General features: G+C 57.4%; 13 protein-coding genes. 12 read left to right on the forward strand and 1 reads right to left on the reverse strand.

Features of this window, described 5'->3' with window-relative positions; translation table 11 throughout:
- Positions 1-77 precede the first annotated feature (77 nt).
- Entirely contained in the window at positions 78-2,306 is a 2,229-nt protein-coding gene (locus PKC29_11700) for a heavy metal translocating P-type ATPase (GenBank protein ID HML96079.1), read from the forward strand.
- A gap of 22 nt (positions 2,307-2,328) precedes the next feature.
- Entirely contained in the window at positions 2,329-2,703 is a 375-nt protein-coding gene (locus PKC29_11705; GenBank protein HML96080.1) for a cupredoxin domain-containing protein, read from the forward strand.
- Between the two features lie 157 nt (positions 2,704-2,860).
- On the opposite strand, the gene PKC29_11710 is transcribed toward PKC29_11705, so the two are convergent.
- Complete coding sequence (locus PKC29_11710) at positions 2,861-3,061, reverse strand: cold-shock protein (GenBank protein HML96081.1); 201 nt, start codon at positions 3,059-3,061, stop codon at positions 2,861-2,863.
- 191 nt (positions 3,062-3,252) lie between these two features.
- Between PKC29_11710 and tpx the strand changes: the two genes are divergently transcribed.
- From tpx to PKC29_11760, 10 genes are all read left to right on the forward strand, one after another.
- Positions 3,253-3,771 (forward strand): thiol peroxidase, encoded by a 519-nt coding sequence (gene tpx / locus PKC29_11715; GenBank protein HML96082.1) that lies wholly within the window; start codon positions 3,253-3,255, stop codon positions 3,769-3,771.
- 152 nt (positions 3,772-3,923) lie between these two features.
- Entirely contained in the window at positions 3,924-4,448 is a 525-nt protein-coding gene (locus PKC29_11720) for a metal-sulfur cluster assembly factor (protein HML96083.1), read from the forward strand.
- Positions 4,449-4,493: 45 nt separating this feature from the next.
- The gene (gene bioD / locus PKC29_11725) at positions 4,494-5,237 is read left to right on the forward strand and encodes a dethiobiotin synthase (protein ID HML96084.1); all 744 of its coding nucleotides are present in this window, start codon (positions 4,494-4,496) and stop codon (positions 5,235-5,237) included.
- Positions 5,238-5,453: 216 nt separating this feature from the next.
- Positions 5,454-6,005, forward strand: coding sequence for a cytochrome c3 family protein (locus PKC29_11730; GenBank protein ID HML96085.1), 552 nt, complete (start codon positions 5,454-5,456; stop codon positions 6,003-6,005).
- 13 nt (positions 6,006-6,018) lie between these two features.
- Entirely contained in the window at positions 6,019-8,949 is a 2,931-nt protein-coding gene (locus tag PKC29_11735) for a molybdopterin-dependent oxidoreductase (GenBank protein HML96086.1), read from the forward strand.
- On the forward strand, positions 8,949-10,286 hold the full coding sequence (nrfD, locus tag PKC29_11740; GenBank protein HML96087.1) for a polysulfide reductase NrfD: 1,338 nt from the start codon (positions 8,949-8,951) through the stop codon (positions 10,284-10,286). The genes PKC29_11735 and nrfD overlap by 1 nt, the downstream gene beginning before the upstream one ends.
- A complete protein-coding gene (locus tag PKC29_11745) occupies positions 10,279-10,788 on the forward strand; it encodes a DUF3341 domain-containing protein (protein ID HML96088.1) in 510 nt (169 codons plus the stop codon). The genes nrfD and PKC29_11745 overlap by 8 nt, the downstream gene beginning before the upstream one ends.
- 41 nt (positions 10,789-10,829) lie before the next feature.
- Complete coding sequence (locus PKC29_11750; protein HML96089.1) at positions 10,830-11,477, forward strand: c-type cytochrome; 648 nt, start codon at positions 10,830-10,832, stop codon at positions 11,475-11,477.
- 2 nt (positions 11,478-11,479) lie between these two features.
- Complete coding sequence (locus tag PKC29_11755) at positions 11,480-12,727, forward strand: hypothetical protein (GenBank protein ID HML96090.1); 1,248 nt, start codon at positions 11,480-11,482, stop codon at positions 12,725-12,727.
- Positions 12,728-12,729: 2 nt separating this feature from the next.
- Entirely contained in the window at positions 12,730-12,879 is a 150-nt protein-coding gene (locus PKC29_11760; protein ID HML96091.1) for a hypothetical protein, read from the forward strand.
- The last annotated feature ends 157 nt before the right edge of the window (positions 12,880-13,036 follow it).

Raw genomic sequence — 13,036 nt, forward strand, 5'->3', positions numbered from 1 at the left:
CGCCCGGGCTGCGGCGAAGGCTTTTTGCGTCTTTACAGGCCGTTTGTCCGTCTGTACAAAATAAAAACGGAGATGACATGAAAACCGCAAGCGAAACTACCCACAGGCTTCACATAAAAGACATGAGCTGCGCCGGGTGCGTCGATACGGTCCAAAGGACGCTGAGCTCCGTCTCCGGCGTAAAATCGGCCGAGGTCAATTTCGCCGACAAGACGGCGACTGTCACGGGCGAGGTGTCCCCCGATACGCTCGTCTCGGCGGTCGGGGGCGCGGGCTACACGGCCTCGGTCCTTAAGGGCGAAGACTCCGAAGCCGAAAAGGAGAGCGAAGAGGCTGAATTATACCGCGACCTCCTAAGGCGCACGATAATCTCGGGCGTCCTGGCCGCCGTCATAGTGGTGCTCAGCATGGGGCACCTTCTCCCCCCGCTCGATACGGCGTCGGGCAGGCTCGCGTGGGGGGCGGTATCGCTCCTCACGCTTTTCGTGCTTATCTACGGCGGCGGCAGGTTCTTCACGGGGGCGCTCAAGTCCTTCCGTAACCACAGCGCCAACATGGACACGCTCGTCGCTATAGGCACGGGAGTCGCGTGGGCCTACTCCACGTTCGTCGTCCTCTTCCCCGGCGCCGTCGGGGATCTCGCCGGTCATCTCTACTTCGAAACGGCCGCCATAATCATCGCTCTCATCGACCTGGGCGGGGCGCTCGAAATGAGGGCGCGCGGCAAAACGTCCGAGGCCATTAAGCGCCTCATAGGCCTCAAGCCCAGGACGGCCAGGGTGGTAAGGGACGGGGCCGAAACCGACGTCCCTATCTCCGAGGTCGTTCCCGGCGACATCGTACGCGTCCGTCCCGGCGAGAAGATACCCGTGGACGGCGTCATAACCGGGGGCTCCTCGCAGGTCGACGAATCCATGCTCACGGGCGAGCCCATGCCCGCCGAAAAAGGTGTGGGCGACGAAATTGTCGGAGGCACCATAAACAAGTCCGGCAGCTTTCTCTTCAGGGCTACGCGGGTCGGCGAGGAAACGGCGCTCGCACGCATCATCGAAATGGTAAGGAAGGCCCAGAACTCAAAGCCCGCGATCGGGCGCCTCGCGGACAGGGTATCGGGCATCTTCGTCCCTTCGGTCCTTCTGGCGGCGGTCTTCACGCTGCTCGCGTGGTTTAATTTCGGCCCCGAGCCCAAACTAACCTACATGCTCGTAACGGCCATCGCGGTCCTCATAATCGCCTGCCCGTGCGCCCTCGGGCTCGCGACCCCCATATCCGTCATGGTCGGCGTGGGCAAGGCGGCTGAATACGGCATCCTCATCCGAAACGGCGACGCGCTCCAGCAGGCGGGGAGGCTTACGGCCGTGGTGCTCGACAAGACGGGCACGATAACCCGGGGCAGGCCCGTCGTAACGGCCGTCGAGCCCCTGGGCGGGGCGAGCGAAGAGGACGTTCTCTCCCTCGCCGCGGGCCTCGAATCCGGCTCCGAGCACCCCCTCGCCGAGGCCGTTCTCGAAGCGGTGAAAGCAAAAGGCGCGGCGCCCAAAGGGGTAACGTCGTTCGAGGCCGTCTCGGGCCACGGCGTTAAGGCCATGTACGACGGTAAAACCGTTCTTCTCGGCAACAAAAAACTCATGACGGATAACGGCGTCCCGCTCGGGGAAAGCGAAGCCCGCTCGGAAGAGCTCTCCCGCACGGGGAAGACGGTGGTATTCCTCGCGTCGGGCGGCTCGGTCTCGGGCCTCATCGGGATATCCGACCCCATAAAGCCCGATTCGAAGGAGGCCGTCGAGAGGCTCAAGAAAATGGGGCTCAAGGTCATAATGCTAACGGGCGATAACCGCGTCACTGCCGGGGCCGTGGCGAAGGAAACCGGCATGGACGAATTCATCGCCGAGGTCCTGCCGGACGGAAAATCGGACGAGATTTCGAAGCTCCGGGCAAGGGGAGAAATAGTAGGCATGGTGGGCGACGGCATAAACGACGCCCCGGCCCTCGCCGGGGCCGACGTCGGCTTCGCCATAGGGAGCGGGACGGACGTCGCCATAGAAAGCGCCGACATAACCCTCATGCGCGGCTCGCTTCACGGGGTCGCCGACGCGATAAAGATTTCGAACGCGACGGTAAAGAACATAAAAGAGAATCTCTTCGGCGCCTTCGCCTACAACACGCTCGCGATCCCCATAGCGGCGGGCGTGCTGTTTCCCTTCACGGGAATGCTCCTCGATCCCATAATAGCGGGCGCCGCGATGGCGCTTTCGTCCTTTACGGTCGTAACCAACGCCAACCGTCTCAGGTGGTTTAAACCATGAAAAATATCCGGGGGGATTCGAAATGACTACGCTACTGGTCAATATTCTGGGCCTGGCCGCCGCGGCCTTCATAGTCTGGTGGTTCTGGCTCTCGAAGAACCTGCCCGAGGCAAAAGCCGGTGACGGTGCGCTAGACATAATCGTCGACGGCGGGGTTTACGAGCCCTCCGTCATACGCGCCCCGGCCGGAAAGCCGCTCAGGCTGAGATTTTTAAGAAAGGATAAAAGCCCCTGTGCCGAAAAGGTGATTTTCAGCGGGCTCGATGTAAGTGCGGAGCTCCCCGTGGGGCAGACGCGCGAAGTCGAATTCACGCCGAAAAGCCCCGGGGAGTACGAATTTACCTGCCAGATGGCCATGTACAGGGGGAAGCTGATCGTAGAGCCCGGCCGGGAATGACAAAACGTCGCCCTTCGAGCCTGCCGCCGTAATCTAAATCACGGCGCGGAAGGCCCCCCTTCGTGCCGGAATCCCGGGCACGAATTCAAACAAGAAGTCCGGTCTGTGTAAAGAATTACATACGGGAGCTTCCTGGAGAGTACTCGGACAAGGTCCGTCAGGAAACCTTGTTAACCTTGCTGGCCTGTAGACCCTTGGGGCTTTCGACTACTTCGAATTCGACCTCGTCGCCTTCCGCCAGGGTCCTGAATCCTGCCCCTTCGATAGCGCTGTAATGGACGAAAACGTCCTTGCCGTTATCCTGCTCGATGAACCCGAAACCTTTCGACTCGTTAAACCATTTTACCTTGCCTTTCAAAGCAATTCCTCCGAAGAATAATGTCAATCCAAGAGTACATATTTTTAATATTTAGTCAACAGAAATAAGTAAAATCCATGCGGGGTTCTGACGGTTTGACAACGAAAGCCCGGGTATATAGCCTTGGGAGTAATCCCACCCTCGAGGATGGGGCGAAACAGAACCGAATTAAATTTTACCGGAGGAAAATTATGTCTCAGGAAAGAGCCGGTCTGGTCACCATGAAAGGAAACCCCGTAACGCTGGTCGGGCGCGAGGTAAAGCCGGGGGACAGCGCCCCTGATTTTACGCTCTACGCCATGCCCGGGGCTCCGGTCGTGCTCCGCGACCTCGAAGGCAAGGTGAAGGTGTTCAACGTCATCGTCTCCGTCGATACCCCCGTTTGCGACGTTCAGACGAGGAAATTCAACGAAGAGGCCGCGGGCCTCGGAGACGGCGTCGAGATACTCACGATAAGCATGGACCTCCCCTTCGCGCTAAAGCGCTACTGCGCCGCCGAGGGAATTGACAGGGTCAAAACCGTCTCCGATTACATGGACGCCTCCTTCGGCGAGAATTACGGCGTGCTGATAAAAGAGAACAGGCTCCTCGCGAGGTCCGTATTCGTCGTCGATAATGACGACAAGGTCAGGTACGTCGAAATAGTCCCCGAGATCGCGAGCGAGCCCGACTACGAGGCCGCCATTTCCGCCGTCAGGGCCGCGCTGTAGCCGGGGGATTTCGTTGTGCGCGGCGTCCCGGATACCCGGGTCTCGTTATCCTGGCGCGAGGCGAGCGGCCATGCCGGTTTGGCATGCGCCCGCGGCTATGTATGCTTATTGATACAGGCATTCGTAAAATTCAGCCAGGGAGGCTCTTTCAAGTGGGACTCGGAAAATTTTTGAGCGGACTATTCTCCGGCGGAGGCGAAACCCCCGGAGAGGCGAATCAGGGGAACGACGCCGTGCATGTCGAGCCCGGCGAAGTGAATTCTGCGGGGAATTCCGTTTCTGCACCGCCTGCGCCTTCCCCCGCCGAAGCGCGTCCGGAAGATGATGCCCCCGCTCCTCTCGAAGAGGTAGTGTCGGACGAGCCCCCGGGCGCGCCGCCCACGGTCACCGAGGAAAAGGTCCTCGAAGCGCTCAGCAACGTATACGACCCGGAGATACCCATCGACATAGTTAACCTCGGGCTCATTTACGGCGTGGAGATCGACGGCGGCAACGTCCGGATCGAGATGACCATGACGGCCCCCGGCTGTCCGGTGTCCGGGCAGATAGCGGGCGAATCGAGGCTCCTCGTCGAGGAGATTCCCGGCGTCGAATCCGTCGATATAGAGCTCGTCTGGGACCCGCCGTGGGACCCGAGCAAGATGAGCGAAGAGGCCCAGCAGAGCCTCAACTTCTAGCCTGACGGAGGGCCGCGCATTCACCCCCGCGGGACGACAGCCATAATGCCCCTTCCCAAAGGCATATTCGTAACGGGCACCGACACAGGCGTGGGTAAAACCGTCATAACGGCGGCCCTTGCCCTCTCGCTCAAGGGCTCGGGGCTCGACGTCGGCGTCATGAAGCCCCTTCAATCCGGCTCTTCGCTTCCCGGCATGACGGACATCGAATTTCTAAGGGCGGCGCTCGGCGAAAAAGAGCATTCACCCGACGATTGCATCTACAACTTCGAAGCCCCGCTCTCGCCCGCCGCGGCGGCCCGACTCTCGGGAGAGCGCATCGACCCCGGGAGGATAAAGTCCGCGTACGAAAGGCTCGCATCCTCCCGCGACGTCGTCCTCGTCGAAGGGGCGGGCGGCCTCCTGGTCCCCGTAACGGACGGCTATCTCATGGCCGACCTCGCCCGTGACCTCTCGCTCCCGCTGCTCGTCGTCGCGCGTCCGGGGCTCGGCACGATAAACCACACGGCCCTCACGATCGAATGCGCGCGCGGGCGCGGGCTCACCGTCCTCGGCTTCGTGATAAACTCTTTCCCCGCCTCCCCGGGCGCGGCCGAGCGCTTAAATCCCCGCGCCGTCTCGGAGCAAACCGGAGCGCCTCTTCTGGGGGTCTATCCCGAAGACCCTTCCCTCGGCGTCGCCGAAGGGGCCCGGGGGGCCATGGAAGGGCTCTCCCGGCGGGCCTTCGCCCCTATCCTCGGCGGCGAATTCGACGCGGTGGAATTTTTTTCCCGTCTCGAAAAATCTTGAATCTTTTCTGAGCCTTTTAATGCGCTTTAACGGTGCGTAAGCCCGTTTTTACGCACCCCTTGCGCTCCTTGCGCCGGGGGCCGCCGGAAACTTGACAGATTCTCACGTTATGATATACATACTGTGCGTTTTTTGAGTATTGAGCTTTACACTTCCACATGGACACACTCCATAGCTAAGGTAAATAGGATGCGTAGACGGATAAAATTGTTTTTAGTGCCTGTACTGTCTATCTTCGTTTTCGTCGGATTTTATTTCTTTTCCGACAAAAATGCGGAGAGCAGCAACAAAGGACCCGCTCAGCCTGTTAGATTCAGCCACAAGATTCACGCCGGCGAGGATCAGATTCCGTGCCAGTATTGCCATAGCTTTGTCGATGTGTCCCCGAACCCGGGCATCCCTTCCGTCCAGAGGTGCATGGGTTGCCACACGCATATATCGGGACGCGATGTCGATTACGACTTCAACGGAACTACTACTATCAACATTCAGTCCGAGATCGCCAAGGTAAGGGAATTCTGGGCGAAGAAAGAGCCCATACCGTGGATCAAGGTCAACTCCATGCCCGGATATGTCCACTTCAATCACAAGAGGCATATAAAAAGAGGGTTCGACTGCGCCGTTTGTCACGGCGACGTCGCCGGCATGGACCAGGTGCATAAGGTCAACAGGTTCAACATGGGCTTCTGTATAACTTGTCATACGGAAAACGCCAGGAACCATGAAGAGCTGACCAGCCTGAAAGACTGTTTGACCTGTCATTATTAATTTGGAGGAGGAGATGTCTCAAGACAAAAAGGGTGGTATAAAGAGACGGGATTTTCTCAAGATCATCGGAGTCGCCGGCGGCACTGCGGCCGTCACGGGCGGATGCTCCGAGCCTGTTGAGCAGCTGATCCCATACGTCATTCCGCCCGAGGGCATTATCCCCGGGGTACCCAACTGGTATGCGAGCACCTGCAGGGAATGTCCGGCGGGCTGCGGCATCCTCGTGAAGAACCGCGAAGGGCGTGCAATAAAGATAGAAGGCAATCCGAAACATCCGATCAACAAGGGCGCGAGCTGCGCCCAGGGCCAGGCCATGCTTCAGGGCCTCTACAACCCCGACCGCACGAGGTCTCCGCTCCTTCTGAACGATCTCGGCAAACGCAGGCCGACAGGCTGGGAGAATGCCGAGAAGGTTCTCGCCGAAAAGATAGCCGAGGTAAGGAAAAAAGGACAAAACGGCAGAATCGTATTCCTTTCGGACAACGTTACAGGCACCCTCGGTGCACTCATCGACGACTGGATGGACGCGATAGGCGGCGTCCACATCTCCTACGAAACCTACGCCTACGAGCCGCTGAGAGAAGCCAACAAAAGAACCTTCGGTATCGACAGGATTCCCACATACAACATAGACAAGGCGAAATATCTCCTTTCGTTCGGCGCCGATTTCATGGAAACATGGCTCTCGCCGACCTACTACACGATGCAGTTCAGCGATATGCACAGCTTCAAGGACGGCTCGATGGGCAAATTCGTTCACGTCGAGCCGAGGGCGTCGCTGACGGGCGTAAACGCAGACGAATGGGTTTCGATAACCCCGGGCACCGAGGGGATACTCGCTCTCGGAATAGCTAACGTCATAGTCAGCGAAGGCCTCTCTAACAGGGGCGGCGAGCTCTCGGGGCTCCTAAGCGGCTACGCGATAGACAAGGTCTCCGAAGCGACGAGCGTTTCCACCGACACGATAAGGCAGATAGCGCGGGAGTTCTCCTCCATGCAGCCGAGCCTCGCGATAGGCGGCGGCACGGCGATGACCTCCACCAACGCCACAGAAACCCAGATCGCTATAAATATATTGAACTACGTCGCCGGGAATATCGGCGAAACGATAGACTTCGGCCGCACCGTCAACACCGACGGCATAAGCCAGTTCTCTGACGTCCTCTCGCTCGTGGATTCCATGTCTAACGGCGGCGTGGACATCCTCATGGTCTACAACGTAAACCCCGTGTTTACGCTTCCGAAGTCGGCTGGTTTCGAGGACGCGATCTCCAAGGTGCCTTTCGTGGTCAGCTTCTCCAGCTTCATGGACGAAACGACCGAAAAGGCCCACCTCATAATGCCCGATAACACGACTATAGAAAGCTGGGGCGATTTTATTCCGAGCACCGGAATACACGGTCTCATCCAGCCCGTCATGACCCCTGTCTTCAACACCAAGGGCACGGGAGACGTTATACTCGCAGTCACGGCCAACATAGAAGATTTAAAAGAGAGATACAAGCAGGCTTCATACTACGATTATTTAAGGGAGTCCTGGAAAAAGGCCTATTCGAGCCAGGCCGGGCTCAGCTTCGACTCCTTCTGGAACAAGGCCCTCGAAAACGGCGGCTACTATTCGGACGTCCAGCCCGTACAGGTCTCCCTGTCCGGCGGGCTCTCCGGTGCGGCGCTCCCCGAGGCCGAGTTCAGCGGCGACGGCGATTACTACTTCATCGCCTACCCGTCCTACAAATACTACGACGGAAGGGGCGCCAACAAGCCCTGGCTCCAGGAGCTGCCCGACGCGCTTTCTACGGGCGTATGGGATTCGTGGGTGGAGGTTCACCCCGACACCGCTTCCAGGCTCGGCGTAAAGCTCGGCGATTACGTAGTCATCGAATCCCCGCAGGGCAGCATCGAAACGCAGGTCTACCCCTATCCCGGCATCAGGCCGGACACGGTCGCCGTGATGATAGGGCAGGGCCACACCAGCTACGGCAGATACGCGAAGGACAGGGGCGTAAATCCCGTCGGCATCCTGCCGCTCGCGACCGACAAGCTCTCGGGCGGATTCGCGTGGTTCACGTCCAGGGTCAAGCTTACCAAGACCGGGAAGCACGCACAGTTCGTTCAAACCCAGTATACGACGCACCAGCACGACAGGGGCATCGCCCAGGAGGTCACGCTCACCGAAATGGAGAAGGGCCTCCCGCACGAAGATCACCACGAGGCGAGCTTCTATCCCGAAAAGAAATACGCCAGGTACCGCTGGGGAATGGCGATCGACCTCCAGAAATGCACCGGCTGCGGCGCGTGCGTAACGGCCTGCTATGCCGAGAACAACATCCCGTTCGTGGGGAAAGAGCTCGTGGCCAAGCGCCGCGACATGGCCTGGATAAAGATAGAAAGATACTTCGAAAAATCGGACAACAAGGCGGGGTTCGAAACCCGGTTCCTCCCGATGCTCTGTCAGCAGTGCGGTAACGCTCCCTGCGAGCCCGTCTGCCCGGTTTACGCGACTTACCACAACCCCGAGGGGCTCAACGGTATGGTCTACAACCGCTGCGTCGGCACGAGGTACTGCTCGAACAACTGCAGCTACAGCGTAAGGAAGTTCAACTGGTTCCAGTACAAGTTCCCCGAGCCTCTCAACTGGCAGCTCAACCCGGACGTAACCGTCAGGAGCATGGGCGTCATGGAAAAATGCACGTTCTGCGTACAGAGGATCAATTACGCCAAGGATCAGGCCAAGGACAAGGGCAGGGACGTCCTCGACGGCGAGGTGCAGGTAGCGTGCGCCCAGGCCTGCGGCTCAGACGCGATTGTCTTCGGGAACCTCAAAGACCCCGAGTCCAAGGTGTCCAGGCTTTCGGAAAACGAGAGAGGCTACAAGGTGCTGCAGATGCTCAACACGGAGTCTTCTATCACCTATCTAAAAAAAGTGAAATGGGATAAGGCATAATGAGTCAGCAAACGTCGTTAACCTACGCGAAAGTAAACGAAGACGTCATAAGAATGCTCGACAAGCCGACTGTAAAGTGGCTTGCCCTCTTCATACCGACCCTCGGTGTCGTCGGCTTCGGGCTTTTCTGCTTCCTCTATCAGGTCTACACCGGCCTCGGCGTCGCCGGATACAGGCACCCCATATTCTGGGGCGTTTACATCACCGACTTCGTCTTCTGGGTCGGTATCGCGCACTCGGGGACCCTGATCTCTGCGGTCCTGTACCTGTTCCGGGCGAACTTCAGGCTGTCCATATACCGAATAGCAGAGGGTATGACGGTTTTCGCGGTCTTGACGGCGGGGCTGTTCCCTATAATCCACCTTGGAAGGCCGTGGTTTTTCTACTGGCTCTTCCCGTACCCGAACCAGAGAGAGCTCTGGGTTAACTTCAAATCGCCCCTTCTCTGGGACGTTTTCGCTGTCAGCACTTATCTGACCGTAAGCTCTGTATTTTTCTTTGTGGGAATGATTCCAGACCTGGCCGCAATCAGGGACAGGGTGACGGAAAAACCCCGCAAGATCTTATATTCGATACTTTCGCTCGGATGGAAGGGAAGCAACTGGGAATGGCTCCACTACACAAGGGCCTATCTCTTCTTCGCCGCCTTCGCGACGCCGCTCGTTCTCTCGGTTCACAGCGTCGTTTCCTGGGACTTCGCAATGGCCAACCTCCCCGGGTGGCATACGACGATTTTCGCGCCTTACTTCGTAGCGGGCGCCATTTTCTCGGGTCTTGGGATGGTTGTAACGCTTACTGTTCCGATACGAAAAATATTCTCGCTCGAAGAATATATAACACTCGACAACTACGACGGCATGGCCAAGCTCATCATCGTCACTTCGCTCATCGTCGGCTATGCGTACGGCGTCGAATTTTTCATGGCGTGGTACAGTGGTAACCCCGCGGAATGGGGCCAGTTCTACTACAGGGCGACAGGCGAGTATGCGCTCTTCTACTGGATAATGGTTTTTTGCAACGTGCTCATACCGCTTCCGCTCTGGTTCAAGAGCGTAAGAAGGAATATCAAGGCTCTCTTCATCATTTCCATCTTTATAAACATCGGAATGTGGTTCGAGAGATTCAACATTATCGTCATATCGCTTTCACGAGGATTCGATCCGGCGTCCTGGGGTATATATAAAGTGTCCTGGGTCGAAATCGGTATCACGCTCGGGAGCTTTGCATGGTTCTTCATGTTCTTCCTTATATTCATCAAGACGCTCCCGGCTGTGTCCATCGCCGAAATGAAAGAGATTCTGCCTGCACCGAAGAAGGAGGCGAATGGTCATGAATAACCAGGGCGTACTGGGGATATTTTCATACGTTGACCTCACGGTCAACGCCGTAAAGAAGCTGAAAGAAGAGGGCTTTAAGACTATAAGGGTCTTCTCTCCCCTGCCTAACCACGAGATAGAAGACGTAATGGACGAGCCCGAAAGCATAGTGCGGTTCTTCACGCTTTTCGGCGCAATGCTCGGGGCCAGCTGCGGCGTAGGGTTCACTGTCCTTACGTCCATGGACTGGCCGCTGCCCGTGAGCGCAAAGCCGATCGTCTCGATACCGCCTTTTATCGTCATAATATTCGAGCTCACAATCCTTATGGGCGCGCTCTCGACGTTGATCGGCCTGCTGATAAATTCCAGGCTCAGGAGAAATGCCCCCGTCGATATGTATGACCCGAGATTCTCCGAAGACAAGTTCGGGATCATGGTTGCGTGCGACAAGGGCAACGTTGAAAAGGTGCAGGATATTCTGAATTCACACGGCGCAGAGGAAATCAAGGTCGACGGTATTTGAGCCGTGTCTCTCAGGAGGTAATGGGAGTGTTATTCAAAAAAATGAAATTTTATCTGCTGTTTTTTATCCTTTCGGGAGTATTGGGGGCGCCCGGCGCCCATGCGTTCCCGTGGGATTTCGATATGTGGATCCAGCCGTCGATACTGCCGTACGAGCAGCCGGTGCCTTATCCGCTCTGGTCGGTAACGACGACCGGTCTAAGGCTCGCACCGCGGCCCAGGGAGGATTTCGAATCCATGACGCAGAATCCTGTTCCCGCGACCGAAGAATCGCTCAAGAACGGAGAGCACTTATACAACACCTACTGTTTCGTCTGCCACGGTATGGAAGGGAAGGGCGACGGCCCCGTAATCAAGAGAGGCTTCTACCCAATGAACATCACCTCGGCGCCTGTAATCGCCAGGACGGACGGCTACATCTACGCCTACATCAGGTACGGCGGGAAGGTCATGATGCCGAGCTACCGCGAGAACATAACGGCCGAAGGCGCGTGGGACGTGGTCAACTATGTAAGGAAGCTCCAGGGTAACCCTCCGGCTCAGGCGCAGCCCCCGGCAGCCCCGGAAGAGGCGGCACGGCAGGAAGCCGCACCCGAAGAACCGACACCGGAACCGGCGGCGCCGGAAGAGACGGCGCCGAACGATACTTCGTCCGAAGAGACGAACACCGAACAGGAGAGCGCTCAGTAATCATGGATCAGCAAATCAGAGAAGAGATACTTCAAAAGAGAACGCGCATACCGGCTTTAGGGGTATACATATTCCTCGCCCTGGCTGCCCTCGGGTTCGGTACGTTCGTAGTCACCATACTGGGCGACAGTCCCGGCAACATCTGGGAAATATTCCTCATCAACTTCCTTTTCTGGACCGGTATAGCACAGGCGGGCATCGTCTTTTCCTGCATCATGCGCATAACGAACGCAAGATGGGCAAGGCCTCTTCTCCGTACGAGCGAGGCCCTGGGATCGTTTCTTCCCATTGCCGTCGTGCTTCTCCTGGTCGTTTTCGCCGGGCGGGACTACCTCCTCCCCTACGCGACGCACCACTACCATCATCCGAAAGACACATGGCTCAACATGGAGTTCGTTTTCGGACGTAACTTCATCGGCTTCCTCATTCTTCTGTCCGTAAGCATTCTCTATGTCTACTATTCGCTCAGGCAGGACCTGGGCGGTTTCGAAGGCAAGCTGAGCGGTCTTGCGGGATGGGTCGCATCCGGCTGGAAGGGTGAGGACGAGAGAAAGGCCATATGGCTCAAGCTCGGCAAGTTCGCTCCGGCTGTAATCCTTCTCTACGCGGCTGTATTCAGCTTCTTCGCATGGGATTTCATGATGTCCCTCGACCCCCACTGGTTCAGCACCCTTTTCGGACCGTTTTACTTCATGGGCAGCTTCGTAAGCGCTATAGCCATGACGATAATCCTGTCCGTGATGCTGAGGCGGAGGCTCGGGCTCGAAGACTACCTCGACGACAACCAGTATCACGATATGGGCAAGATGCTCCAGGGGTTCTCCCTCTTCTGGGTTTACTTCTTCTTCTCCCAGTTCCTGCCGATATGGTACGCGAACATGCCCGAAGAAACCCTTTTCGTAATAGCCAGGGTAAAGGAAGAGCCCTACAGGACGCTTTCCTGGGCCGTTATGTGGTGCTGCTTCATCTTCCCGTTCATCGCTCTCGTTCCCAGAACGAACAAGGTCATGAAGCCCATAGTCGTTTTCATTGCCGCCGTATCCCTTACGGGATTCTGGCTTGAGAAGTACGTTCTCATAGTGCCGTCGCTCTCGAACGCGATAAACATAGGCTTTACGCAGATACTCGTAACTCTCGGATTCCTCGGCGCATTTGTCGCAACGTTCCTCATATTCATGAGGGCGTTCCCCTCTATACCGGTCGGGGACCCGTTCTTCGGCGGTAAATCATCGGGACACGGAGGACATTGATAATGGACTTGGACGCAAGAAAGCTCGATAGGATAGCCACTATGGTGGTTATGTCGCTCTGCACCAGTGTGGCGGGATTTATCGCGCTCATAGCGGCCGTTGCGCTTTTCGGTCCGCACATCGCCCCCCTCATGAACAAGCTCCCCTGGTAAGGGATAGCGCCGTCCGCTGGGCGTCGTTTCGATGCCGGCCGCAACACGGGAAGAATCACTTCTCCGTGCCGCCTTGCCTCTGCCGTTCCCCCTGGCCTGGATTTTGTACAGACCTGGGAGAGTGGTAACAAACGTTCGGGGACATAGGTAACACTTT

Source organism: Thermodesulfobacteriota bacterium, from assembly GCA_035325995.1.
Lineage (GTDB): Bacteria > Desulfobacterota_D > UBA1144 > Nemesobacterales > UBA2774 > JADLGH01.